Source organism: Sphingomonas sp., from assembly GCF_017745215.1.
Lineage (GTDB): Bacteria > Pseudomonadota > Alphaproteobacteria > Sphingomonadales > Sphingomonadaceae > Sphingomonas.
Window position 1 is genome coordinate 16341 of the sequence record NZ_JAGHZV010000020.1, and the last position, 25468, is coordinate 41808.

The following is a 25468-nucleotide window of genomic DNA, read 5'->3' on the forward strand; positions in this document are numbered from 1 at the left end:
CGGACGCCAGGCTTGGCGTCATTCCGAATAGATGCCAGACTATTATTCAAATCGGACAATCGAAAGCCGCCGCCCCGCATGCCCATCCTCACCGGCCATCCCGACGAATCGGAGGACTGGGTCGAGCCCGACGACGTGCCGCGCCCGGTCGTGGCGTTCGGCGCGGCGATGACCGACGTCGGGCAGCTCGAGCTCGACGCGCACCGCCATCGCAAGGGCCAGCTGCTGCTGGTGCAGCAGGGCGCGCTCAGCTGCGAGGTCGAGGGCGGGCTGTGGATGGTGCCGCCGCGCAGCGCGATCTGGATCCCGGGCGGCGCGCTCCACGCGATCAAGGCGGCCGGCGCGCTCGAAGGCTATAACGCCTTCGTCGAACCCGAGGTCGGCGCGGCGCTGCCGGTGGCCTGCTGCGCGGTCTCGGTGACGCCGCTGCTGCGCGAGCTGCTGATCCGCGCGGCGCGGCTGCCGCTGTTCTACGAGGAGAGCGGCGCGAACCAGCGGCTGGTGGCGGTGCTGCTCGACGAGCTGGCATGCGCCGAGGTCGAGGACCTGCACCTGCCGATGCCGGTGGACGCGCGGCTGCGGCGGATCGTCGACCGGATGATGGCGGCGCCGGCCGAGCGCGGCACGCTCGACGGCTGGGCGAAGGTCGCGGGGATGAGCGAGCGGACGCTGGCGCGGCTGATCGCACGCGAGACGGGGATGAGCTTCGGCCGCTGGCGCCAGCAGTTGGGGGTGATGCTCGCGGTGAAGTGGCTCGCCGGCGGCGCCTCGATCCAGCAGGTCGCGGGGGACCTGGGCTATGAGAGCGTGCCCAGCTTCGTGACGATGTTCCGCAAGGCGCTGGGGACCTCGCCGGGGCGCTACATGGCCGAGCGGCATTCGGGACGGGGTTAACAATCGACAGAAAGTTACGCGACAGTTCCAATGAATACACCCGAATTTTGATCGATATTCAGATGATACTCAACGATCCGGATCGGATTCGATAGATAGATCTCGACGGATCAGAGTCATGCCTCCAATGATTTAAGGCGACATCTCAATTTCATCGGAGTTTGATCATGACTGGACTTGCCAGTGCTGAATTCAGCAACATGTCTACGCATGCGTTCAAGCGCGACAATTTCGGACTCGCAACAGCCAACACGATCTACGACGCGGTCCTCGGCGGCGCCGCGGCCCAGCTCGACGCGCTCACCCTTGCCTTCTCGCAGTCCCCCGCGCCGCAGATGCCGTCGAGCGACGCCGAGACCATGGCGGTGAGCGGCACCTCGCTGGCGCTGTTCAGCCTCGAGGACATTGCGAAATCCGCCTTCGACATCTTCTGCGTGTGGCGCGACGAAGCCTCGGGCTATCGCTTCGGCGTGAAGATCCACGTGCCCGAACAGGTCCTCGACATCGGCACGCGCCCCTATTGGTTCGTGATGACCGACACCGCGCCGGCGGGCACCGAGCCCGACTGGACCCAGCCGAACGACGATCCCAGCCAGCCCTATAGCTGGCCCGCCGCCGACGGGCTGAACATCTCGGTCGCGCCGGACAGCCAGCATTCCAGCCTGGCCCTACTGGTCAACATCGCGAACAGCGGCACCGGGGCATAGGAGGTCGACATGGCAGGCATCTTTGCCATCGTGCCCGATGGGCCTGACGCATTCCGCATCGCTTCCGGGGGAACCTCCATACCCCTGGGAGACGCCGCTCAAACCCGCATGTTCGTCAACGCCATGCAGAACAACACGGTGCTGCAATATTTCAAGGACCGCTCCGATGCGATGACGGCGACCCATGACTGGGAAGACATCTCCGACATGTTCGACAACGGCCCCAAGGTCGAGGAACTGCTGCAGACGAGCACGCGGATGGTCTTCGAGAATACGACCGTCTATGTCGCGCCGATCGGCGAGAACCTCGCCACGGCGATGGACGGCGACATGGCCTCGCTGCAGTCGGGCCTCGCGGGCGAGGCGGAGACCGGCACCATGTCCGAAGCGCTCGACAAGGTGGTCGCCGAGCTGGTGGCGGTCTAAGGGTCCAGCCTATTTCCGCTGCCACACCCGCTCGCCGCCGATCCACGTCTCGAGGACCTGCGTCTTGCGCAGCTCCTCGGGCGTGGCGAACAGCGGGTCGCGGTCGACGAGGATGAAATCGGCGCGCAGGCCCGGGGCGAGGCGGCCGAACTTGGTCTCGGCGAAGCCCGCGTACGCCGCGCCGGTGGTGAAGCCCGCCCAGGCCTGTTCGCGCGTCACGCGCTCCTCGGGGCGCCAGCCGCCCGCCGGCTCGCCGTCGGGGCCCTGGCGAGTCACCGCGGCGGCCCAGCCGGCGAAGGGATCGGGGCTCTCGACCGGATAGTCCGAGCCGAACGCCAGCCCCGCGCCGTTCTTGAGCATCGTCGCCCAGGCATAGGCGCCCTTCAGCCGGTCCGGGCCCAGCCGCGCCTCGGCCATCAGCCGGTCCGACGTCTGGTGGACGGGCTGCATCGAGGCGATGGTGCCGAACTTGCCGAAGCGCGGCAGGTCGGCCGGGTCGACGATCTGGGCATGCTCGATCCGCCAGCGCCGGTCGCCCTTGTAGGTGTCCGAGAGGATCTCGATCGCGTCGAGCACCTGCTGGTTGGCGCGATCGCCGATCGCGTGGACGGCGATCTGGAAATTGTCCATCGCGCCGCGCGTCATCAGGTTGAGCAGCTGGTCGTCGGCGAGGCGCGGCAGCCCGCGCTGGCCCGGCGCATCGGCGTAATCGGCCTTGAGCCAGGCGCCGCGCGAGCCGAGCGCGCCGTCGGCGAACAGCTTGATCCCGCCCATCCGCAGCCGATCGGCGTAGAGCCAGGGCGTCGGCCCCTGTCCGCCCACCGCCAGCGCCGTGTCGACGCCCAGCGCGTAGCTCATGATCCGGATCTTGAGCAGCCCCAGGTCGCCCATGCGGCGATAGACGAGCCAGTCGGTGCCGCTGGTGCCCATGTCCGAGGTCGCGGTGATGCCGAGCTTCTCGAGCGTCTCCTGCGCGGCGAGGAAGGCGGCGTTGCGCTCGCGCGGGGTGGGATCGGGCACCGCCTTGGCGACGAGCGCCATCGCGCCGTCGACGAACACGCCCGCGGGCGCGCCGCCTTCGCCGCGCTCGATCCGGCCGCCGGCAGGATCCTTGCTGTCGGCGGTCACCCCGGCGAGCTTGATCGCGCGGCCGTTCGCCCAGCCGGCATGGCCGTCGACGCGCTCGAGCCACACCGGGCGATCGGCGACCGCCTGGTCGAGCTCGGCAGCGGTCGGATAGCGGCCGAGCTTCCAGCGTTCCTGGTTCCAGCCGAAGCCGGTGATCCACTTGGTCGGGTTGGCGTCGGCATAGGCCTTGATCTTCGCCAGCGCCTCTTCGAGCGACCTGGTGTCCGAGAGGTCGAGGCGGAGCTTCTGGAAGCCCAGGTCCATGACATGGCCGTGCGCGTCGATCATGCCGGGGATCAGCGTCTTGCCGCCGCCGTCGATCGTCCATTCGAGCGTCTTGGCCTTGGGGCGCTTCTGGCGCGGGAAGAGCAGCGCGGTGACATAGCCGTCGCGGTTGAACAGGATGCCGTTGAAGCGCAGCACCTGGCCCTTGTCGTCGAGCGTGATGCCGTTGACGTTGTCGATCAGGCCATCGGCGAAGGCAGCGGGCGCCGCGACCAGCAGCGCGAGCAGCGCGGCGACGAACTTCCAAGGCTTCACTGGCGCATTCTCCTTGCGGGCCCGTCCGCTGCGTGCGCCGTGCCGACCCAAACACCGATCGCATAGGGCCTGTTCCCCCGCCGCGCCAGATGGTCTAGGGCCGGGCGCCATGGCCACTCGACCCGCTTCCGCATCCAATCCGCTCCCGGTCACCATCGACGACGTGCGCGCCGCGCGCATGCGGATCGGCGACGCCATCGTCCGCACGCCGACGCTGCACAGCAAGACGCTGTCGGACCTCACCGGGGCGACGATCTACATCAAGTTCGAGAACCTGCAGTTCACCGCGGCCTACAAGGAGCGCGGCGCGCTCAACACGCTGCTCCAGCTCGACGAGGCGGCGCGCGCCAAGGGCGTGATCGCGGCCTCGGCCGGCAACCATGCCCAGGGCCTCGCCTATCACGGCAGCCGGCTGGGCGTGCCGGTGACGATCGTGATGCCGAAGAACACGCCGACGGTGAAGGTCACCCAGACCGAGGGCCACGGCGCCGACGTGATCCTGGAAGGCGAGACCTATGACGCCGCCAATGCGCACGCCCGCGCGCTCGAAGCGGAGAAGGGCTTCACCTTCGTCCATCCGTTCGACGATGCGCGAATCATCGCGGGGCAAGGCACGGTCGCGCTCGAGCTGCTCGAAGACGTGCCGGCGATCGACACGCTGGTGGTGCCGATCGGCGGCGGCGGGCTGATCTCGGGCATGGCGACGGTCGCCAAGGCGCAGGACCGGCCGATCGAAGTGATCGGGGTCGAGGCCGAGCTCTACCCCTCGATGTACAACCGCATCCACCATACCGAGATGCCCTGCGGCGGCGACACGCTGGCCGAGGGCATTGCGGTGAAGGAGCCTGGAGAGCTCACCTCGCGCTTCGTCGAGGCGCTGGTCGACGACATCGTGCTGGTCGGCGAGCGGCGGCTGGAGGAAGCGGTGAGCCTGCTGCTCCAGATCGAGAAGACCGTGGTCGAGGGCGCGGGCGCGGCGGGACTGGCGGCGATGCTCTCCGAGCCCGAGCGATTCCGCGGCAAGACCGTGGGGACGGTGCTGTGCGGCGGCAACATCGACACGCGGCTGCTGGCGAACGTGCTGCTGCGCGACCTCGCGCGATCGGGGCGGCTGGCCCGCCTCCGGCTGCGGCTGCAGGACCGGCCGGGCGCCTTGTTCAACGTCGCGCGGATCTTCCACGAGCAGGGCGTGAACATCATCGAGGTCTACCACCAGCGCGTGTTCACCACGCTGCCGGCGAAGGGCCTGATCACCGACATCGAATGCGAGACGCGCGACCGCAACCACCTCGACCGGCTGATCACGGCGCTGCGGCGGGCGCAATATGAAGTGAGCCAGGTCGAGCTGGCCTGAATTCCGGCGGCGAACGGACGGAGGCTGGAAGCGCAACCCGCTTTCCCGATTCCACCCCCGTCACGCCGAACTGGTTTCAGGGCCCGACCCTCTGCGGGCGATGTCGCCAAGAGGAGGGTCGGATGCTGAAACAGGGGCGTGCCATCGCTTGTTGAACGGCCTCCCCCTCAGACGTCATCCCGGCTTTCGCCGGGATGACGGTTGAAAGGTCCTGGACGTTATCTGCAGCTATCCCCCGGCCCCGCATCGAGATCCAGGCACCGCCCGTCGACCTGCACCGGCACGGCGATCCCCAGCAGCGCCGCCAGCGTCGGCGCGATGTCCACCGTCTCGACCGACAGCGGCTGCTCGAACCCGGTCATGCCCTTGCGCCAGAACAGCATCGGCACGCGGCGGTCATAGTCCCAGAAGCTGCCGTGCGTCGCGATCGTCCCTGCGGGGACCGCGATCGGCGTCACGCGCGGCTTCAGCGCCACGATCAGGTCGCCCGAGCGCCCCGGCACATAGGAGGCGCGGGCGCGCTCGAGCAGCGTCCAGGTCTCGGGCGGTGTCGTCGCCGGCACGGTCGCGGCGATCTGCGCGCCGCTGAACGCGCCCGCCACCTGCGGGTTGGCGCGATAGAGTTTCAGCGCCTCGGCGAGCACCGCCGCGCGCTGCTTCCCCTTGATCGCCGCGTCGATGTAGACGTCGCCCGCCGCGCCGCCATAGAGCACCGGGCCCTTGATCCTGAGCTTGGCGCCGATCGCCTTGCCCACCATCCCTGCCGTCAGCTCGGGCGCGACGCGCGCCGCCATCGGCGCGGCATGTTCGTCGTTGCGCTCGGGGATGTCGTGGCCGCCATGGTCGGCGGTCAGCACCACCGCATAGTCGACCCCGGTCGCGTCGAGCCGGTCGAACAGCTTGCCCAGCGTCCGGTCGAGCCCGAGCAGCTGGAGGCACATCTCGCTGCCCTCGGTGCCGAGCGTATGGCCGACATAGTCGGTCGCCGAGGCGCCGACGATCAGCAGGTCGGGCGCCGCGCCCTGGCCGAGCTTGAGGTCGACCGCCAGGTCGCCCGCGAGCCCCGCGATCGCCGCGTCGAAGTATGGCGAAGCCTTCCACTTGCCCATGGCCTTGTGTTCGGGATCGGCATCCATCGCGAGCCGCCCATCGCCGACGACGCGCCTGCCCACCTGGATGCCCCGCGCGCGGGGCTTGCAAAAGTCGGGCAGGTCGAGCGCCTCATGCCCCCTGGCGCGCTCGTCGTTCACCGCGTCGTTGGCGCGCTTGACCGCCGCCGGCATCGCGCGGCCGGGATAGGAAATGAACGCCTGGTTCTTGTCGAACCAGAACCAGAGCTCGTCGATCCGGTGCCCGCCCATCATGATCGCCGCGCGGTCCTTGCCCGCGACCGAGACGACGCGGCTCGCGGGATTGGCGAGCTTCATCCACTCGCCGAGCGTCGGCACCTTCAGATGCTTGTCGGAGGGCTGGTAATTGTACGCATCGGTGCCCGGCAGCGTCTCGTCCTCGGCGCAATAGACACTGTGGTCGCCGTCCTTGCCGCGCGCCACACCGAAATCGATCCAGTCGTTCGCGGCGATGCCGGTGCGCGCGGGATGGTCGCCGGTGAGGATGGTCGAATGGCCGGGGCAGGTCTCGGTCGCGGCATGGCTCTGATAGCCCGAGGGAAAGACCGCGCCGGTCATCAGCCGCGCGAGGCCGTAGCGGAACTGGGCGCGATATTCGGCGAAGAGGTCGGCCGAGAACTGATCGACCGAGATCACCACGATCAGCTGGGGCGCGGCCGCTGGCGCAGGCGCGGTGGCGGCAGTCGGGCCCGCATCCTGCGCGGCGAGCGGCGCGGCCGCGAGGAGCGAAAGGGCTGCTGCGAGCGAACGTCCGAATCTCATGGCCACCTCGGCTTCAAATGATGCGCCGCGCTGCTATGGTCGAAGCAGCGGGGGCGCGGCAAGGACAGCTCAATGCGATCGATGCGTTTCTGGTTGATGACGATGCTGCTCGCGCTGGCGGCGCTCCGGGCGATGCCCGCGGCCGCGCAGGCGCCGGGCGAGGGGCCGCACGTCAAGATCACGCTGGTCGCCGAGACGGACACGCCCGCGCCGGGGAGTGACGTAACGCTCGCCTTCGCCTCGGTGCCCGATTCGGGCTGGCACGCCTATTGGCTCAACACCGGCGACGCCGGCATCCCCACCGAAGCGAAGTGGACGCTCCCGGCGGGCGTGAGCGCCGGCCCGCTCGACTATCCCGTGCCCGGCCGGCTGCTGATCGCCGGGCTGATGAACTACGTCTACGAGCACCCCTTCGCGCTGCTGACGCAGCTCAAGATCCCGGCCGACGCCAGGCCGGGCACGAAGCTCCCGGTCAGGGTCCTGCTCGACTATCTCGTATGCAGCGCCACCGTCTGCGTGCCCGAGAAGGCCGACCTCGCGATCGACCTGACCGTCGGCGACGGCGCGATCGCCGCCGATCGCCGCGCCCGGTTCGACCAGTGGCGCGCCGCGCTGCCGCGCCCGCTCGGCGCCAAGGCGAGCTTCCAGATCGCGAACAACCTGGTGCGTATCGCCATTCCCTTCCCCGCCGGCGCCGGCGCCAGGGACGTCTATTTCTTCCCCGCGACCGACGGGGTGATCGACTATGCCGCCCCGCAGAAGGTCGCGCGCGACGGCGACCGGCTGGTGATCGAGACCAAGGCACGCGGCACCAAGCCCATGCTCGACGGCGTGCTCGCCACCGGCACCACCGGCTTCTTCGTCCAGGCCGCGCCCGGCACCGTCGCGCCCGCATCGGCGATGCCTGCGCCGTCCTCGGCGACCTGGTGGACCGCGCTCGTTGCCTTCGCCGGCGCAGTGCTCGGCGGGCTGATCCTCAACATCATGCCGTGCGTCTTCCCGATCCTGAGCCTGAAGGCGCTCAGCCTCGCCAAGGCCAACCATGGGGAAGGCAAGCCGCGCGCCGAAGCGATCGCCTATGCCGCGGGGGTGATCCTCGTCTGCGTCGCGCTCGGCGGCACGCTGCTCGCGCTGCGCGCGGCGGGGGCGACGGTCGGCTGGGCGTTCCAGCTCCAGGACCCGCGCGTGATCGTGGTGCTGCTGCTCCTCGTCAGCGCGATCGCGCTCAACCTCGCCGGGCTGTTCGAGATGACCGCGCCCGGCCTCGTCAACCGCATGGCCGCGCAAGGCACCGGCGGCGCCTTCATGACCGGTGCGCTCGCCGCCTTCATCGCGACGCCGTGCACCGGCCCGTTCATGGGCGCGGCGCTCGGCGCGGCGTTGGTGCTGCCCGCCGCGGCCGCGCTCGCGGTGTTCGCGGGGCTGGGGCTCGGCATCGCGCTGCCCTTCCTGCTGATCGGATTCGTGCCCGCGCTGCGCCGCCGCCTGCCCAGGCCCGGCGCCTGGATGGAGACGATGCGCCACATCCTCTCGATCCCGATGTTCCTGACCGCGCTCGCGCTTGCCTGGGTGCTCGGCAAGCAGGCCGGCGTCGACGGGATGACGATCGGCCTGGCTGCCGCGCTGGTCGCCGGCTTCGCGCTCTGGTGGGTCGGCCGCCGCCAGCGCAAGGGCCGCGGCTACGCCTGGCTGCCCGCCTTGCCGCTGCTGCTCGTCGCGCTCGCCGGCGCCTTCCTCGTCCGCACCATGCCCGCGACTGCCACCGCGCAGGCGGCGCAGGGTCTCCCCGGTGCCGAGCCCTTCACCGAGGCGCGCCTCGCCGAGCTCGTCCAGCAGCGCCGCCCGGTCTTCGCCTATTTCACTGCCGACTGGTGCCTCACCTGCAAGGTCAACGAGAAAGCGGTGATCGAGACCGACGCGGTCCGCAAGGCGCTGGCCGAAGGCAAGGTCGCGGTGCTCGTCGGCGACTGGACCAACGGGGATCCCGCGCTCGGCCGCTTCATCCAGGCGCACAATCGCGCGGGTGTGCCGCTCTACCTCTGGTATAAGCCGGGCGAGGCAGGGCCGCAGGTCCTGCCGCAGCTCCTCACGCAGGATATGCTGCAGACCCTGGCGAAAGGCGGCTGACGCGCTGCGCCCCCTTGTGCATCGCAACAAAGCGTTGCAGCATGGAACCCATAGGCACTTCCGTGGCTTGGGGAGCTGATGGCGAAAGGGGCGTTCGACGAGATCTGGGGGCATGGCGGGCCTGAGGCGCCGCGTCCCGAATTCGCTGCGCTCGCCCGCTGGATCGCCGACACGCCGTCCGAGGAGCTCGAGCGCCGCCAGCAATCCGCCGAGGCCACCTTCCGCCAGCTCGGCATCACCTTCGCCGTCTATGGCGACAGCGAGGCGGCCGAGCGGATCATCCCCTTCGACATCGTGCCGCGCGTCTTCCTGGCGGACGAATGGGAGCGGCTCTCGCAGGGGCTCATCCAGCGCGTCGAGGCGATCAACGCCTTCCTCGAGGACATCTACGGCGATCGCCGCATCCTCGCCGAGGGCGTGATCCCGCCAGAGCTCGTGCTGATGAACGAGCAGTTCCGCCCCGAGGTCGCCGGCATCCGCCCGCCGCACGGCGTGTGGGCGCACATCTGCGGGATCGACCTCGTCCGCACCGGACCCGACGAATTCCACGTTCTCGAGGACAATGCGCGCACGCCCTCGGGCGTGTCCTACATGCTCGAGAATCGCGAGGCGATGATGCGCCTCTGCCCCGAGCTGTTCCGCGACTTCCGCATCGCGCCGGTGGATTCCTATCCGGACAAGCTGCTCCAGACGATGCAGTCGGTCGCGCCCGGGCGGAACGCCAATCCGGTGTGCGTCGTGCTCACCCCCGGCCATTTCAACTCGGCCTATTACGAGCACAGCTTCCTCGCCGATTCGATGGGCGTCGAGCTGGTCGAATCGGCGGACCTGGTGGTCGACGACGACGTCGTCTGGATGCAGACGATCCAGGGCCGGGTGAAGGTCGACGTCATCTATCGCAGGATCGACGACGACTATCTCGATCCGCTCGCCTTCCGCCCCGATTCGCTGCTCGGCGTGCCGGGGCTGATCGCTGCCTATCGCGCGGGCAATGTCGCGCTGATCAACGCGCCGGGCAACGGCATCGCCGACGACAAGGCGATCTACAGCTACATGCCCGAGATCGTCCGCTTCTATTCGGGCAGCGAGGCGAAGCTGCCCAACGTCGAGACGTACCGCTGCCGCGAACCGGAAGCGCTCAAATACACGCTCGACCATCTGGGCGAATTGGTGGTCAAGCTGGTCGACGGTTCGGGCGGCTACGGCATGCTCGTCGGCCCGACCGCCTCGAAGAAGCAGATCGAGGAGTTCCGCGCCGCGCTCATCGCCGAGCCGCACCGCTACATCGCCCAGCCGACGCTCGCGCTCTCGACCGTCCCGACGGTGACCGAGAAGGGCCTCGCCCCGCGGCATGTCGACTTCCGCCCCTTCGTGCTCACCGGCAGCGATGGCGTCCGCGTCGTCCCCGGCGGGCTCACCCGCGTCGCGCTACGCGAAGGCTCGCTGGTGGTGAACTCGAGCCAGGGCGGCGGGACGAAGGACAGCTTCGTGCTGCTCGGCGAAAGCGGCTGCGCTTCGCAGGGCCAATCGCAGAGCCAGGGGCAGGGGGTATGAGCGCATGCTGATGCTCTCGCGCACCGCCGCGGCGCTCTACTGGCTCGGCCGCTACCTCGAGCGCGCCGACTTCATCGCCCGCCTCGTCGAGGCCACTATCCGCCTTGATGCGCTCTCCGCGCGGCCCGCAGGCGAAGCGGCCTGGGCCAGCGCGCTCGCGGTCAGCTATACCGACGAGGCCTTCGCGCTCACCGAAAAGCCCGTCGACCAGGCGCATGTCGCGCGCTTCCTCACGATCGATTCGAGCCATCCCGGCTCGATCGTCCGCTGCCTCGATATGGCGCGCAACAACGCCCGGGCCGTCCGGACCGCGCTCACCCGCGAGGCCTGGACCGCGATCAACCGCGCTTGGCTGATGTTCCACAACCGCGCCTCGACTGGCGGCTCCAACGCCACGCTCAACCTGCTCGAGCAGGTCAAGGGCGAAACGCGCGGCTTCGAAGGCGCGATCCACCGGATGATGCGCAACGAAGCGACCTTGCTCATCCAGCTCGGCGCCGCGATCGAGCGCGCCGACAACACCGCGCGGCTGCTCGACGTGAAATATCATTTGCTGCTTCCCGAGGGCGAGCCGGTGGGCGGCGTGGTCGACCGCGATCAATGGACGACGATCCTCCAGACCGTCTCCGCGGTGACTGCCTATCGCTGGCTCTACAGCGAGGGGCTCACGCCCGCGAACGTCATCGACCTGCTGATCAGCCGCTTCGAGCTGCCGCGCAGCCTTGCCGCCTGCATCGAGGAGACGATGAGCCTGCTCAGCGCGCTCGGCAAGCGCACCGGGCTCCAGGGCGAGGCCGACCGGATGGCGCGCGCACGGATGGCGCGGATGCAGCGCGTGCGCACCCACGACGTGATCGTCGCCGGACTGCACGAATATCTCGAGGCGTTCGTCAGCGAGAATGCCGAGCTCGACGGCGCCGTCGCGCGCCAGTTCCGGTTCATCTGAAGGAGGAAGGGGACGGGGGATGCGGATCGCGGTGGAGCACAAGTCGCAATACCGCTTCACCGAGCCGCAGTCGCGCATCGTCCAGATGCTGCGCCTCACGCCCTCGGACACGATCGACCAGACCGTCGTGAGCTGGATGATCAGCGTCGAATGCGACGCGCGGCTGCGCGATGCGGTCGACGGTTACGGCAACGCCGTCACCATGCTCTACGCCGAGGGGCCGATCGAGGAGATCGAAGTCAGCGTCTCGGGCGAGGTGCTCACGCTAGAAGCAAGCGGGGTGATCCGCGGCGCCGACGAGCCGTTGCCGCCGCTCTTCTATTGCCGCGCCACGCCGCGCACCAAGCCCAGCACCGAGCTCGCCGACTTTGCCGCGGGGTTTGGGGGGGACCCGCTCGACCGCCTCCACCGGCTCAACGCCGCGCTGTTCGAGCGCTTTCCCCAGGTTCCCGACAAGCCCGACCGCGGCGTCTCGGCCGCCCAGGCGTTCCGTCGCAAGGCGATCACGTCGCGCGAGATCACCCAGGTCTTCATCGCCGGTGCGCGGAGCCTGGGCGTGCCCGCGCGCTACGTCAGCGGCTATCGCGCCGACAGCGGCAGCCCCTGCGCCCCGCACGGCTGGGCCGAGGCCTGGGTGGACGGGCTCGGCTGGGTGGGCTTCGACCCCTCGGCGGGCCTGTCCCCCGACGAGCGCTACGTCCGCGTCGCGGTGGGGCTGGACTCGGCGGGTGCCGCGGCGATCGCCGGCTGGCGGCTCGGCCACGGCGACGAACAGCTCGACGTCGACCTCCACGTCGATGATCTGGGCCGCGAGGAATGAGCGTCGAGGCCGAGATCGAGGCCTATATCGCCGCCCAGCCCGAGCCCAAGCGCGACGAATTGCGCGATCTGCACCGCCGCGTGCTCGCCATCGCGCCGGGCGCCAGCCTGTGGTTCCTCGACGGCCGGGACGAGACGGGCAAGATCGTCTCGAACCCCAATATCGGCTACGGCACGCGGACGATCCACTATGCCAACGGCAAGACCAGGGACTTCTACCGGATCGGCCTTAGCGCGAACACCACGGGCATATCGGTGTACGTCATGGGCATCGAGGACCGGAAATATTTGTCGCGGACCTATGCGGATCGACTCGGGAAGGCCAGCGTCACCGGATATTGCGTCAAGTTCAAAACGCTTGGGGACGTCGATATTCGCGTCCTCGAAGAAATGATCCGGTACGGGTTCGAAGTCTAGAGCAGATTTCGAGCAGGACGAACAAGCTGTCACCCTGAACTTGTTTCAGGGTCCAATCCTCCACGAGCTGCTATCTCGCCAAGAGGAAGGCTGGATGCTGAAACCAGGGCATGTCATCAATTGCCGAATGGGCTTCGGCCTTCTTCAGCCGTCATCCCGGCTTTCGCCGGGATGACGATGGAGGAGAGCAGAATCCCCTCTTCGCGATCTCTCCAAAGAGCGTAATTGATGACACGCCCAAGTTCAGCATGACGAGCCTATTTGACCACCATCCGCTCCAGGCGTGGAAGTGATGGCCGGCCCACCCCTTCAAGCAGCCAAGCGATTCTGCACGCCGCCTTCGCTCAGTCCGGCAGCGGTCCGCGGATCATGAAGTCCAGCGGCCCGCTCCAGCCATGTTCGGCTTCGTGGGGGATCCGGCGCTCGATCGCCGCCGCGCGAAGCCGGAAGAGCGCGATGTCGTCCAACGCCTCCTCGCGCCCATGGGATCGGGCTGCGCCAGCGCCGATCGGTCGATGTGCACTTGCCTGCGCTCGCCGTCGACCTCGATCCACGGCGCGACCCCGTCTCGTGATTGCCACGCGGAGGAGAGGTCGACCTTGATCTCGGCCATCCGCCCCTCAATCCGCCGCGGCGAAATGCGCCATCTGGTCGGCATGCGCCTTCACGAACGCCGGCCTGGCCGTCGCGCGCGCGACATAGGCCTTGCTCACCGGATAGTCCGCCAGCCCGTCGAACCGGTCGACCAGCCGCAGCACGTCGGCCACCAGGATGTCCGCCACGGAGAAGTCGCCGACCAGCCAGTCGCGGTCGGCGAGGATCGTCTCCATCTGCCCGAGCCGCAGCTTCACCCAGCCGTCGAAGCGCTGCCACGCCACGCTGTCGTGGGCGTCGCCCCAGAAGTTGAGCAGCGCCCAGGGCTGGCTCGCCATCTCGATCGAATTGAGCGCGGCGAACAGCCATTCGATCGCTTCGTTCCGCGCCTTCGCTTCGCTGGGCAGCAGCGTCCCGCTCAGCTCGCCGAGGTGGAGCAGGATCGCGCCGCTCTCGAAGATCGAGAGGTCGCCGTCGGTGAGCCACGGCACCTGGCCGAAGGGCTGGTGCGCGAAATGCTCGGGTCCGCGGTCCTTGAACGGCGTGCTCTCCACCCGATAGGGCAGCCCCGCTTCCTCCAGCGCCCAGCGCACCCGCAGGTCGCGCACGAAGCCGCGCGGCAGCTCGGGCACCCAGTCATAGGTGGTCAGGATCAGCTCGCCCATTTGCAGTCTCCGTCAGTCGGGGCCCGCACCGGACAACTCAGGCGAAGACGTTGAGGTTCACCGGCAGCGGCGCCGCGGGGGCCTCGGGCGCGGTCTCGTCGTCCTCGTAGACCGCCCAGCCGTTGGGACCGAGCACTTCGATCGGGCGATAGCGCGTCTTGTACGCCATCCGGTCCGAACCCTTCACCCAATAGCCGAGGTAGACATAGGGCAGGCCCGCGTTCCGCGCGCGCAGGATATGGTCCATGATGATGTAGTTGCCCAGGCCCGGGCGGTTCTCGTCGTCGGCGAGGAAGAAGCTGTAGATCATCGACAGGCCGTCGGCCTGCTGGTCGGTGATGCACGCGCCCACCAGCCGGCCGCGCTCACCCGGCGCCGGCGAAGGCTCGCGATATTCGATCACGAACGAGGTGACCGGGCTCTGCTCGACCATGTCGGCATAGTCGCCCTCGTCCATCGCCGCCATGCCGCCGCCCGGATGGCGCGCCGCGAGATAGCGGTGGAGCAGCTCATATTGCTCCTCGGTCGCCCAGGGCTTGCTCGCGGTGACTTCGAGGTCCGAATGGCGGCGGATTAGCTTGCGCTGGCTGGCGTTGGGCTTGAACTGGCCCGAGACGACGCGGACCGAGACGCAGGCGTTGCACCCCGCGCAGCTCGGCCGGTACGCGACCGACTGGCTGCGGCGGAAGCCGATACGGCCCAGCGCGTCGTTGAGCTCGGAAGCATGCGCGCCGGAGAGTTCGGTGAAGATCTTCCGCTCCTGCCGGCCCGGCAGATAGGGACACGGGCTGGGACTCGTCACGAAGAACCGCGGGAAACGGGAAAGTGCAGTCACCGCCTTCAGCCCCTTGCTCTCGGCCCCGACGCAACGGGTCCGTGGACGAGACTATGAAGCGGGAAAAAGACGATGAAAAGCCGCTTTACCATGAAAGAGAGTTAACGGCTCGGGAAGGATGTTTCGAAGCGAAAACGAGCCGCGGCAAAGCACGGATCCGGCTTGGTGACCCAAGTATATCTACGGAGGCGGCCCGTGTGAATCCCGCGACGACTCGGTTCGCCGCAGTGGGGATTCGTTTCGCCGGAAGCGCGAGTCGCGACGCTCAGGGAGGATTGAGCAGGTCGCCCGCCACACTTCGAACCGTCATGCTGAAACAAGGGCGTGTCATTTGGGAACCCCGGCCGTCATCCCGGCGAAAGCCGGGACCCAGGGTTAAAGACGTCGCTCGCGGCCCTGGGTGCCGGCTTTCGCCGGGATGACGGTCCAAAGCGCGGCTACCGCTGCACCAACGGCTGGATGCCCGGCCCCAGCTGGTTCGCGCCCAGCCTGAGCGCGGCATGGCTGAAGTCGGTCACGAACGCCGGGCCCTGCGGCGCGCCGGGGGCCAGCGTCGCGGTGTTGTACTCGATCGCGAGGCCGTTCGACGGATAGGTCCGCGCCTCGGGCGCCACTGCGATCAAGGTCGACGCATTCTCCTTGTGCGCACCCTGGACGAAGACATTGCCCGCGATCGTCCCGGTGCCGCCCTCGGACAAGTCGATCATATAGTTGGTGCCGCGCCCGGCGCTGTCGTCGAAGCTGTTGCCGGTGATGGTGAAGCTCGGCACGCGCAGCTTGACGTAATGGCCGCCGGTGCCGCGCTCGAAGCGCGAGCGGGTGATCGTCACCTGGCCGCGGTTGATCAGATAGACCGCATGGCTGCAGTTCACCGATTCGTCGCACTGGCCGAGCCCCGCGAAGGTCGAATGGTCGATGGTGATGCGCTGCGCCGAGGGATTGCCACCGAGGATGCCCTGCTGGCTGTCGAGGAACATCGCGTTGGCGACGCTGAGGTCGCCCGTCTCGATGCGGATGCCCGCGCCGTTGCCATCGTTCACCGAATAGCCGCGGAAGACGAGCCCGTCGACGATCGAGGCGCGGCCGCGCAGGACGAGCGCAGCCTTGTCCTCGCAGGTCTCGCGCTCAAACACCGCCGTGCCGGGCTGAACGGCCTTGTAGGTGACCATGCCGTCGGTCTGGACCGCGCATTCGCGATACGTGCCCGGCGCGATCAGGATCGTGCCGCGCCCGCCGCCGATCGCCTGCACGGCATCCTGGAGCGAGCCATAGCCGCGGCCCGTCTCGGCGACACTGAAGGGCGCGGCCGCCCGCTGCGCCGACGCGGGGGCGGCAAGGGCCAGGGCGAGAAGAAGGGCGCGGCGCATCGGTGGGGAACCTCTCACCACGCGCTTAGCCGCGGAAGGCGAATTCGAAGTTAACCCCCCGCTCCCGCCCGACAAACCGTCATCCCGGCGAAAGCCGGGATCCAGAGCCACAGGCGACACGGCTCGCTGCCCGGGATCCCGGCTTTCGCCCGGATGACGATGACTGAGTAAAACGGCGCAGGCTATTTCAGCGTGCGGATGATCCCCGAGAAGTCGGTCGCGGCATTGCCTGCCTCGACAAAGGCTTCGTAGAGCTGCGCGGCGCGCTTGCCCATCGGGGTGTCGGCATGGACGCTCGCTGCCGCTTCCATCGCGAGGCGCAGGTCCTTGAGCATCAGCCCGGCCGCGAAACCGCCCTGGTAATCGCGGTCGGCCGGCGTCTCGGGGCCGACGCCCGGCACCGGGCAATAGCTCGTCATCGACCAGCTCTGGCCCGAGCTCACCGAGGCGATGTCGTAGAATTTCTGCAGGTCGAGCCCGAGCTTCTCGGCGAGCGCGAAGGCCTCGCAGGTCGCGATCATCTCGGCGCCGAGCAGCATGTTGTTGCAGATCTTCGCCGCCTGCCCCGCGCCGCTCGCGCCGGCGTGGATCACGGCCTTGCCCATCGCGGCGAGATAGGGCTCGGCGAGGTCGAACGCCTGATCTGTGCCGCCGACCATGAAGGTGAGCGACCCCGCGTTGGCCGCGGCGATCCCGCCCGAGACGGGCGCGTCCACCGCGAGCAGCCCCTTCGCCTGCGCGGCCTCGGCGACGCGGCGGGCAGTGGCGACGTCGATCGTCGAACAATCGATCAGCACCGTGCCGGGATCGGCGTTGGGGAAGAGCTGGTCGGCGTAGACGGTCTCGACGTGACGGCCGGCGGGAAGCATCGTCACGACCGCCTCGGCGCCCTTCACCGCTTCGCCCGCGCTCGGCGCGGCGAGGCAGCCGGCCGCTTCGGCCTTCTGCAAGGCTTCGGGAACGAGGTCATAGGCGCGGACGTCGTGCCCCGCCTTCGCGAGGTTCGCGGCCATGCCGCCGCCCATGTTGCCCAGGCCGATGAATGCTACGCGTGCCACTGTCGTTCCTCTCCAGATCCCACCGGGATTACTTCCCCGTCCACTGCCCCGGTCGCTTCTCGACGAAGGCGGCCATCCCTTCGGACTGGTCGGCAGTGCCGAACAGCGCGTGGAACAGCCGGCGCTCGAACTGGACGCCCTGCGCAAGGCTCGTCTCATAGGCAGCGTTGACCATCTCCTTGTTGGCCAGAATCGCGAGCGGCGCCATCGACGCGATCAGCTCGGCGGTCTTCACCGCTTCGTCGACCAGCTCGGCCGCCGGCAGGATGCGGCTGACGAGGCCCGAACGCTCGGCCTCGGCGGCGTCCATCATCCGGCCGGTCAGGCACATCTCCATCGCCTTGGCCTTGCCGACCGCGCGCGCGAGCCGCTGCGACCCGCCCATGCCGGGCGAGACCGCGAGCTTGATCTCGGGCTGGCCGAACCTGGCGGTCTCCGAGGCGAGGATGAAGTCGCACATCATCGCGAGCTCGCAACCGCCGCCCAGCGCATAGCCCGAGACCGCGGCGATGATCGGCTTGCGCGTGCGGGTGAAGGCGTCCCAGCCGGCGAAGAAGTCGTGGCCGTACATGTCGGCGAAGCCCTGCGCCTGCATCTCCTTGATGTCGGCGCCCGCCGCGAACGCCTTTTCGCTGCCGGTGATGACCGCGCAGCCCTGCGCGGCGTCGGCGTCGAACGCCTTCATCGCGTCGAGCAGCTCGGCGAGGATCTTCGAGTTGAGCGCGTTGAGCGCCTGGGGGCGATTGAGCGTGACGAGCGTAACGGCGCCGCGCTGCTCGACGAGGATGGTTTCGTAGGTCATGTCCATTCCTTTACGTCATCCCGGCGAAAGCCGGGACCCAGGGTTCGAGGCGACGTCGCTTGTGACCCTGGGTCCCGGCTTTCGCCGGGATGACGGTTGAATTTCAAGCGGGCGTCCAAGCTTTCTCCACGGGCAAGGGCGCGAAGATCGCATCGATCAGCGCATCGGTCACGCCGTCGAGCGTAGCCGGATTCCATTTCGGCGCATTGTCCTTGTCGACGATCACCGCGCGCACGCCCTCGACGATGTCGGGGCGGAGAACGACATGGGTGGCGACGGCGAACTCGCGGGTCATCTCCTCGGCGAAGCTCCGGGCGGTGCGGCCCTCGCGGACGATGCGGAGCGAGACCTTGCATGCCTGGGGCGATTTGGTGCGCAGCGTCGCGAGCGCCTGCGCGGCCCAGTCGCCGGAATCGGCTTCGAGCGCGGCGAAGATCGCCTCGACGGTGTCGCCGGCGAAGAAGCGGTCGATCTCGGCCTGGTGCGCGATCGCCGCGGCGGGGCTTTCGGCGAGGCTTTCGAGGATCGCGTCGATCGCGCCGGGATCGGCGACGATGCGCGCCTTCGCCTCGTCGAGCGCGGCGGCGGGGAGGGAATGGGTGGCGAGGCCGAGCGCGAGGCATTCGGCGCCGTCGAGCCGCGCGCCGGTGAGCGCGAGATACTCGCCCATCCGGCCGGGCAGCCGCGAGAGATACCAGCCGCCGCCGACGTCGGGGAACAGGCCGATCCCGGTCTCGGGCATGGCGAAGCGCGTGTTCTCGGTGGCGATTCGGTAGCGCGCCGGCTGCGAGATGCCGACGCCGCCACCCATGGTGATGCCGTCCATGAAGGCCGCGATTGGCTTGGGATAAGTGAACAGCTTGTGGTTCAGCCGATATTCGGTGCGGAAGAAGTCGGCCGCCGACGCGCCGTCGCCCGCACCGCTCTCGGCGATCATCCGGATGTCGCCCCCCGCACAGAAACCGCGCCCCTCCGCATGGTCGATCAGCACCGCCTCGACCGTCGGATCGGCTTCCCAGCCGACCAGCGCCTCGAGCATCGCCGCGCACATGCCGGTGTTGAGCGCGTGCAGCGCCCTGGGCCGGTTGAGCCGGATACGGCCGACGCGGCCCTCGACGAAAGTAAGGACGTCACTCATTGGCGCGTGAGCTCGCGGCCGACGATCATCCGCATCACCTGGTTTGTGCCTTCGAGGATCGAATGGACGCGGAGGTCGCGCCAGAAACGCTCGATCGGATAGTCCATCAGATAGCCATAGCCGCCGTGGAGCTGGAGCGCGCGGTCGACCACGCTGCTGCCGGTGTCGGTCGCGAAGCGCTTGGCCATCGCGGCGAAGCGCGTCTTGTCGGGCGCGCCCGCGGTCACCTTGGCGGCAGCGAGGTAGAGGAGCGCGCGGGCGGCTTCGAGTTCGGTCGCCATGTCGGCGAGCGTGAACTGGGTGTTCTGGAAGTCGGCGATCGCCTGGCCGAACTGCTTGCGGTCCCTGGTATAGGCGATCGCTTCGTCGAGGCAGCGCTGGGCCCCGCCGAGCGAGCAGGCGCCGATGTTCAGCCGGCCGCCGTCCAGCCCCATCATCGCGAAGCGGAAGCCCTCGCCTTCGCCGCCGACGCGGTTCTCGACCGGCACGCGGACGTTGTCGAACGTCACCTGGCGCGTGGGCTGGGCATGCCAGCCGAGCTTGCGCTCGTTCGCGCCGAAGCCGACGCCGGGCATGTCCTTCTCGATCACCAGGCACGAGATGCCCTTGGGGCCCTCGGCGCCGGTGCGGACCATGGTGACGTACACTTCATTCTCGCCCGCGCCCGAGATGAACTGCTTGGAGCCGTTGACGACATAATGGTCGCCGTCCAGCACCGCGCTGGTCTTGAGCGCGGCGGCGTCCGAGCCCGAGCCCGGCTCGGTGAGGCAATAGCTCGCCATCGCTTCCATCGTGACGAGGCGGGGCAGGAACTTGTCCTTCACCGGCTGCGATCCGAAGCGGTCGATCATCCAGGCAGCCATGTTGTGGATCGAGATGAAGGCGCTGGTCGCGGGGCAGCCATAGGCCATCGCTTCCATGATCAGCGCCGCCTCGAGCCGGCCGAGCCCGATCCCGCCGCTCTCCTCCGAGACATAGATCGCCGCGAAGCCCAGCTCCGCGGCGGACCGGATCGTCTCCTTGGGGAAGAGGTGCTTCTCGTCCCACTCCGCCGCGAACGGCGTGATCGCGTCGGCGGTGAACTTGCGCGCCATGTCCTGGATCGCGAGCTGGTCGTCGGTCAGGTCGAACTGCTGGGTCATCTTCCTCGGCCTCTCCGCCGCACGCCCCATGGAGTCGGGGCTTGCGGCTAGAGCAATAAAATTGCGCACCAAGTCAATGGGCAGCGGGGGTCGGACGAAGCACGCGCGCGTCGAACAACGCCTTGAGCACCGTCTCGTCGTTGCGCTCGTACCAGCGCGGGCGCGGCAGGCCGCGCTCCCAGGCGACGAGCTCGGTCAGCGTGCCCTGCGCCGAGGGCACGTCGGGGCGCTCGCGGCCGATCGGATCGGCATAGGCCTGGTCGGCGGTCGCGATCGCCCAGCCATCGGCGCGCAAGGCCGCGACGAGGTCCTCGACGAACAGCGCGGCGAGGTCGGTCTCGTGGAGCAGCAGCATGTGCACCGGCGAGCGGCCGGTGGCCTTGACCGCGAGGCCGTCGAAGAAATCCGCGGCGCCGACCATCGTCTCGATGTAGAGCATCCTCAGCGCCGCGAGATCGACCGGCCGTCCGGCGCGGATCGCTTCGATCGTCAGGCCTTCGAGGTACCAGTCGTAGCCGTCGGCAGTGACATGGCCGTTCCGAAGCCCGCGCGCGTCGAGCCCGGCGCGGACGGCGTCGCGCTTGGCCTTGTCGGCGCGGCCCTCGTTGAGGAAGGGATAGCGGAACCAGGGGCGACGGCCGGGCCGGCCCCTGAGCCAGTCCTCCGCGCTGTCGATGTCGGCGAGATAGGCCTCGGCGGTGAGGTCGGTGAGGCTCTTGTGGCTGAAGCTGTGGTTGGCGATGACGTGCCCCGCGCGGACATAGGCGGCGATCCGCGCCTCACCGCTCGCGCCGTCGGGATTGGCGAGCCGGCCGGGGTTCACGAAGAACGCCGCCTGCTTCACGCGCGCCCGCTTGAGCGCGGCGATCAGCGCTTCGGTGCGTTGGTCGGGGGTGAGGAAGGGCCCGTGGCCGCGAGGCACATCGTCGAAGCTCAGCGCGATTCGCTTCTGCGCCTGGGCAGGCGCTAGGCTCGTGAAGAGCAGCGCGATCACGGCGATCCAGCGAAACCAGGCCATTCGATGTCCTCCCCGCGAGGCGATAGACGCTCGCCCGGCCGGGCGCCATAACGCGCGCGCGATGGACGTGCTGCTGATCCTCGACACCTGCTTCCGCCTGTTCGCGGCGGGACAGCTGATGCTGATCGGGCTGCTCGTCGCGCGCAGCCCGGCGCCGCGGGAGCTGCGCGCGGTGACCGTGCTGCTGTTCGTGTCGGTGACCTGCTATCTCGCACTCGCCTCGTCCGCGGTGCGCGGCTGGTTCCTGCCGATCTGGCCGCCGGTGCAGTTCTTCTCGATGTCGGCGCCGCTGTTCCTCTGGCTGTTCGCGCACCGGCTGCTCGAACGGCCGGTCGACCGGCGAATCGCGATCGCGTCGGGGGTGATCCTGGCGCTGAGCTGGCTCGACATGATGCGTGCTCGGTACGTGACGCACCAATGGCCTTGGGCGGGCGACATCGCGATGCACACGCTCTCGCTGCTGCTCGCGCTCCACGCGATCCGCATCGCCTGGAGCGAGCGCGGCGACGACCTGATCGAGCGGCGGCGCGCCTTCCGGATCGGCTTCGTGATCGTGGTGAGCGTGCAGACGATCGGCGTGATCCTGGCCGAGACGGTCTATGGCTTCGGGCACGGCGCCGACTGGCTGGGCGTGCTGCAATCGGGGACGACCTTCGTGACGGTGATGGTGCTGGGGGGCGTGCTGCTCACCGCCAATGCCGAGCTGCTGTTCGACACCAGCGCCCCCGCGGCGCCCGAGCCGGCGCCGGCGCTGTCGCCCGCCGAGCATGTGCTCAGGCAGAAGCTCGACACAGCGATGGCGGAGGGCGTGTACCGCGAGCCCGGCCTGAGCATCGGCGGGCTCGCCGAGCGGCTGGGCGTGCCCGAGCATCGGCTGCGCGCACTGATCAACCAGCGGCTGGGCTATCGCAACTTCTCGACCTTCCTGAACGAGCATCGCATCACCGAGGCGCGGGCGTGGCTGGCCGATCCGGCGAAGGTCAATTTGCCCGTGCTCACCATGGCGATGGACCTGGGCTATGGCAGCCTTGCGCCGTTCAACCGCGCCTTCCGCGACGCGACCGGGCAGACGCCCACCGACTATCGCAAGGCGATGATCGTCGGCGCTGGAAATCCCTGATCGATTTCGAAATCGGCGCTGATTTTCCGGCATCGCAGCGACGCACCGGCAGGGTTCGGGCAGGCATTTCGGGACACTTCGCACAAGGAGCCGACCGATGCCCGACTGGCTGATGCGCTTCGCCGAACATGGCGCGCATGTCTTTGGACTGGAGCTGACGCGCTTATCTCGTCGCAGCCGGCGCGGTGACGCTGCTGCTGTGGATCGCCGCGCGCTGGACGCGGCCGCGGCGCATCCAGAGCCGCACCCCGGAATGGGAGCAGAAGCGCCGCGAGTTCGGCAATTCGCTGGTGACGGTGGGGATCTTCGCGGTGAACGGCATCGGGATCTTCGCCGGCGCGCGGGCGGGGATCTTCCATGTGAGCGACGCGCTGCCCGCCTGGTGGCTGGGGCTGCTCGAGTTCGCTGCGATCGTCCTCGCGCACGACGCCTATTTCTACTGGATGCACCGGGGGCTGCATGCCCGGGCGATGTTCCGGATCGCGCATCTCGAGCACCACAAGTCGCGCACCCCCACCCCCTGGGCCGCCTACAGCTTCGCGCCGCTGGAAGGCGGGTTCGAAGCGATGTTCATGCCGATCTTCCTGCTCTTCGTGCCGATGCACGCGGTGGTGGTGATCGCCTTCGTGCTCCACCAGATCAGCCGCAATGTGCTCGGGCACATGGGCCACGAGCTCGCCTGGCCGGGCTTCACCCGCTCGCGCTGGACGGGGTGGCTGACCACCACGACGCACCACGACCTGCACCACAGCCAGGGTCGCTATAATTTCGGGCTCTACTTCACCTGGTGGGACCGGTGGATGGGCACCGAGCACCCGCTCTACCACGACGCGTTCGAGACCGCGGCGCAGCCCTGGTTCGGGCGGCGGAAGGACGCGATCGCCTGAACCGCGTCTCCAGGAGGCACCCCTCCTCCCCCGCAAGGGGGAGGCTTTGTCTTCAGGCGGCGCGCTTGCAGCCGCCGAAATGGACGCGGTCGAAGAAGGCGCGGTCGCTGGCATCGCCCTTGAAGACGGCGCCGAAGAAATGGTTCTGCGCGCCGTTCTCGCCGGTGACCAGATAGCCGCGGAACACGCCGTCGATGCGCATGCGATTCACCTGATGGCCGTCGATCACGAACGCCTTCTCGGCATCGCCGCCCGAGACCTGCGCATAATAGCCGTCATAGACGCCGAACTGCCCCGCGGGTCCGTCGACATAATAGACGTCGAAATCCGGGCCCTCGGTACGCTCCATCTTGTCGCCCTCCGCAAGGGTGACGCCCGAGAGGGTGGTGCAGAGGAGCTGTGGCGCGGCCTGGACGGCGAGGAGCAGGGCGAGTGCGGTCAGCATCGCCTCAGCCCATCGTCGGGATGACGAAGGCGCTGTCGCCCGCGCCGCCATCGGGCCAGCGCTGGGTGACGGTCTTGACCCGCGTCCAGAACTTCACGCCTTCCATGCCGTGCTGGTTGGTGTCGCCGAACGCCGAGCGCTTCCAGCCGCCGAAAGTGTGGTAGGCCACCGGCACCGGGATCGGCACGTTGATTCCCACCATGCCGACGTTCACGCGCGCGGCGAACTCGCGCGCGGCGTGGCCGTTGCGGGTGAAGATCGCGACGCCGTTGCCGTACTGGTGCTCGCTCGGGAGCCTCAGCGCCGCCTCGAAGTCCGGCGCGCGGACGATCTGGAGGACCGGGCCGAAGATCTCCTCCTTGTAGCTCTGCATCGCCGGCGTGACGCGGTCGAACAGCGACGGGCCGATGAAGAAGCCCTGCTCGTGCCCCTGGAGCTGGAAGCCGCGGCCGTCGACCACCAGTTCGGCGCCTTCGTCGACGCCGGTCTGGATCCAGTTCTCCACCCGCTGCTTGTGCGCGGCGTTGACCACCGGGCCGTAATGCGCCTCGGCATCGGTCGAGACGCCGACGCGGAGCTTCTCGATTGCCGGGACCAGCTTCTCGCGCAGCGCGTCGGCGGTCCTGTCGCCGACCGGCACGACCACCGGCAGCGCCATGCAGCGCTCGCCCGCCGAGCCGAAGGCCGCGCCCGAGAGATCGGCCACGACCTGGTCCATGTCGGCATCGGGCATGACGATGCCGTGGTTCTTCGCCCCGCCCATCGCCTGGACGCGCTTGCCCGCGTCGACGCCGCGGCGATAGACGTAATGCGCGATGTCCGACGAGCCGACGAAGCTGATCGCGCCGATCGCGGGGTGGTCGAGGATCGCGTCGACCATCTCCTTGTCGCCATGGACGACCTGGAGGATGCCTTCGGGCAGCCCGGCCTCGGCCATCAGCTCGGCGAGGCGGACGGGCACCGAGGGATCCCGCTCGGAAGGCTTGAGGATGAAGGCGTTGCCGCAGGCGATCGCGACGCCGAACATCCACATCGGGATCATCGCCGGGAAGTTGAACGGCGTGATGCCCGCGCCGATGCCGATCGGCTGGCGCATCGAATAGACGTCGATGCCCGGGCCGGCGCCCTGGGTGTACTCGCCCTTGAGCACATGGGGCACGCCGCAGGCAAACTCGATCACTTCGAGCCCCCGCTGGATGTCGCCCCTGGCGTCGGCGATCACCTTGCCGTGCTCGGAGGAGAGCAGGTGCGCGAGGGCGTCCATGTTCGCCTCGACCAGTTCCTTGAAGCGGAACATCACGCGGGCGCGGCGCTGCGGGTTGGTCGCCGCCCAGGCGGGCTGCACGGCCTGCGCGGCGGCGACGGCGCGGTCGAGGTCGGCGGCGGTACCGAGCGTCACCGTCGCCTGGACCTGGCCGGTGTTGGGATCGAACACGTCCCCGCTGCGCGCGGCGCCTCCGCCTGAATGGCCGACGATCACATGGTCGATGGTGCGCATCTGACTCTCCTGCGCGGGGCTCGCGGCGCCCGACTCGCGTTGTAATTAAATTGCGCAATGGCACAGCGGCCGGGGGATGTCATCCTTCCCTCTCC

The 25468-nt window shown here is 68.7% G+C and carries 24 protein-coding genes; 11 read left to right on the forward strand and 13 right to left on the reverse strand.

The features are described 5' to 3' along the window. The first annotated feature begins 78 nt into the window (after nucleotides 1–78). The 3 genes from J7495_RS17115 (at nucleotide 79) to J7495_RS17125 (ending at nucleotide 2027) form a co-directional block, all read left to right on the forward strand. Nucleotides 79–894 (forward strand): helix-turn-helix transcriptional regulator, encoded by an 816-nt coding sequence (locus tag J7495_RS17115; protein WP_294058042.1) that lies wholly within the window; start codon nucleotides 79–81, stop codon nucleotides 892–894. Between the two features lie 200 nt (nucleotides 895–1094). After that, nucleotides 1095–1601, forward strand: a complete 507-nt coding sequence (locus J7495_RS17120) for a hypothetical protein (RefSeq protein WP_294058043.1) — start codon at nucleotides 1095–1097, stop codon at nucleotides 1599–1601. 108 nt (nucleotides 1602–1709) lie between these two features. After that, entirely contained in the window at nucleotides 1710–2027 is a 318-nt protein-coding gene (locus tag J7495_RS17125) for a hypothetical protein (protein ID WP_294058044.1), read from the forward strand. Nucleotides 2028–2036: 9 nt separating this feature from the next. Here J7495_RS17125 and J7495_RS17130 read toward each other — a convergent pair whose 3' ends face one another. Beyond that, complete coding sequence (locus J7495_RS17130; RefSeq protein WP_294058045.1) at nucleotides 2037–3695, reverse strand: amidohydrolase family protein; 1659 nt, start codon at nucleotides 3693–3695, stop codon at nucleotides 2037–2039. A 109-nt stretch (nucleotides 3696–3804) separates the two neighbouring features. On the opposite strand from J7495_RS17130, the gene J7495_RS17135 reads away from it, so the two are divergent. Continuing rightward, nucleotides 3805–5049, forward strand: coding sequence for a threonine ammonia-lyase (locus J7495_RS17135; RefSeq protein ID WP_294058046.1), 1245 nt, complete (start codon nucleotides 3805–3807; stop codon nucleotides 5047–5049). A 218-nt stretch (nucleotides 5050–5267) separates the two neighbouring features. On the opposite strand, the gene J7495_RS17140 is transcribed toward J7495_RS17135, so the two are convergent. Then, nucleotides 5268–6941: an alkaline phosphatase family protein gene (locus J7495_RS17140; protein ID WP_294058047.1), complete on the reverse strand. Its 1674-nt coding sequence runs from the start codon at nucleotides 6939–6941 to the stop codon at nucleotides 5268–5270. Between the two features lie 72 nt (nucleotides 6942–7013). Here J7495_RS17140 and J7495_RS17145 point away from each other — a divergent pair, with 72 nt between their 5' ends. From J7495_RS17145 to J7495_RS17165, 5 genes are all read left to right on the forward strand, one after another. After that, a complete protein-coding gene (locus J7495_RS17145; RefSeq protein WP_294058048.1) occupies nucleotides 7014–9068 on the forward strand; it encodes a thioredoxin family protein in 2055 nt (684 codons plus the stop codon). A 78-nt stretch (nucleotides 9069–9146) separates the two neighbouring features. After that, nucleotides 9147–10622 (forward strand): circularly permuted type 2 ATP-grasp protein, encoded by a 1476-nt coding sequence (locus J7495_RS17150; protein WP_294058050.1) that lies wholly within the window; start codon nucleotides 9147–9149, stop codon nucleotides 10620–10622. Between the two features lie 10 nt (nucleotides 10623–10632). Continuing rightward, complete coding sequence (locus J7495_RS17155) at nucleotides 10633–11568, forward strand: alpha-E domain-containing protein (RefSeq protein WP_294058116.1); 936 nt, start codon at nucleotides 10633–10635, stop codon at nucleotides 11566–11568. Nucleotides 11569–11587: 19 nt separating this feature from the next. Then, entirely contained in the window at nucleotides 11588–12388 is an 801-nt protein-coding gene (locus tag J7495_RS17160; protein WP_294058052.1) for a transglutaminase family protein, read from the forward strand. Then, nucleotides 12385–12804 (forward strand): DUF1801 domain-containing protein, encoded by a 420-nt coding sequence (locus J7495_RS17165; protein ID WP_294058054.1) that lies wholly within the window; start codon nucleotides 12385–12387, stop codon nucleotides 12802–12804. Before J7495_RS17160 ends, J7495_RS17165 begins: the two co-directional genes overlap by 4 nt. Before the next feature lie 344 nt (nucleotides 12805–13148). Here J7495_RS17165 and J7495_RS17170 read toward each other — a convergent pair whose 3' ends face one another. The 9 genes from J7495_RS17170 to J7495_RS17210 all read right to left on the reverse strand — a co-directional run bounded on the left by J7495_RS17170 (nucleotide 13149) and on the right by J7495_RS17210 (nucleotide 21423). Next, entirely contained in the window at nucleotides 13149–13271 is a 123-nt protein-coding gene (locus J7495_RS17170; RefSeq protein ID WP_294058055.1) for a hypothetical protein, read from the reverse strand. Nucleotides 13272–13424: 153 nt separating this feature from the next. After that, nucleotides 13425–14063: a glutathione S-transferase family protein gene (locus J7495_RS17175; RefSeq protein ID WP_294058056.1), complete on the reverse strand. Its 639-nt coding sequence runs from the start codon at nucleotides 14061–14063 to the stop codon at nucleotides 13425–13427. A gap of 37 nt (nucleotides 14064–14100) precedes the next feature. Beyond that, the gene (locus tag J7495_RS17180; RefSeq protein ID WP_294058057.1) at nucleotides 14101–14898 is read right to left on the reverse strand and encodes an arginyltransferase; all 798 of its coding nucleotides are present in this window, start codon (nucleotides 14896–14898) and stop codon (nucleotides 14101–14103) included. 437 nt (nucleotides 14899–15335) lie between these two features. Then, nucleotides 15336–16265: a right-handed parallel beta-helix repeat-containing protein gene (locus tag J7495_RS17185; RefSeq protein WP_294058058.1), complete on the reverse strand. Its 930-nt coding sequence runs from the start codon at nucleotides 16263–16265 to the stop codon at nucleotides 15336–15338. A gap of 182 nt (nucleotides 16266–16447) precedes the next feature. Beyond that, nucleotides 16448–17323: a 3-hydroxyisobutyrate dehydrogenase gene (gene mmsB / locus J7495_RS17190; RefSeq protein ID WP_294058059.1), complete on the reverse strand. Its 876-nt coding sequence runs from the start codon at nucleotides 17321–17323 to the stop codon at nucleotides 16448–16450. A 28-nt stretch (nucleotides 17324–17351) separates the two neighbouring features. Then, nucleotides 17352–18125 (reverse strand): enoyl-CoA hydratase, encoded by a 774-nt coding sequence (locus tag J7495_RS17195; RefSeq protein WP_294058060.1) that lies wholly within the window; start codon nucleotides 18123–18125, stop codon nucleotides 17352–17354. A 103-nt stretch (nucleotides 18126–18228) separates the two neighbouring features. Beyond that, a complete protein-coding gene (locus J7495_RS17200) occupies nucleotides 18229–19263 on the reverse strand; it encodes an enoyl-CoA hydratase/isomerase family protein (protein WP_294058061.1) in 1035 nt (344 codons plus the stop codon). Further along, the gene (locus J7495_RS17205) at nucleotides 19260–20405 is read right to left on the reverse strand and encodes an acyl-CoA dehydrogenase family protein (protein ID WP_294058062.1); all 1146 of its coding nucleotides are present in this window, start codon (nucleotides 20403–20405) and stop codon (nucleotides 19260–19262) included. Before J7495_RS17205 ends, J7495_RS17200 begins: the two co-directional genes overlap by 4 nt. A gap of 73 nt (nucleotides 20406–20478) precedes the next feature. After that, the gene (locus tag J7495_RS17210; RefSeq protein ID WP_294058063.1) at nucleotides 20479–21423 is read right to left on the reverse strand and encodes a polysaccharide deacetylase family protein; all 945 of its coding nucleotides are present in this window, start codon (nucleotides 21421–21423) and stop codon (nucleotides 20479–20481) included. 61 nt (nucleotides 21424–21484) lie between these two features. On the opposite strand from J7495_RS17210, the gene J7495_RS17215 reads away from it, so the two are divergent. Together J7495_RS17215 and J7495_RS17220 are read left to right on the forward strand one after the other, a co-directional pair. After that, nucleotides 21485–22543: a helix-turn-helix domain-containing protein gene (locus tag J7495_RS17215; protein WP_294058064.1), complete on the forward strand. Its 1059-nt coding sequence runs from the start codon at nucleotides 21485–21487 to the stop codon at nucleotides 22541–22543. 185 nt (nucleotides 22544–22728) lie between these two features. After that, entirely contained in the window at nucleotides 22729–23430 is a 702-nt protein-coding gene (locus J7495_RS17220; protein WP_294058065.1) for a sterol desaturase family protein, read from the forward strand. A 52-nt stretch (nucleotides 23431–23482) separates the two neighbouring features. Here J7495_RS17220 and J7495_RS17225 read toward each other — a convergent pair whose 3' ends face one another. Continuing rightward, entirely contained in the window at nucleotides 23483–23875 is a 393-nt protein-coding gene (locus J7495_RS17225) for a hypothetical protein (protein ID WP_294058066.1), read from the reverse strand. 4 nt (nucleotides 23876–23879) lie between these two features. After that, complete coding sequence (locus J7495_RS17230) at nucleotides 23880–25373, reverse strand: CoA-acylating methylmalonate-semialdehyde dehydrogenase (RefSeq protein ID WP_294058067.1); 1494 nt, start codon at nucleotides 25371–25373, stop codon at nucleotides 23880–23882. Nucleotides 25374–25468 lie beyond the last annotated feature (95 nt).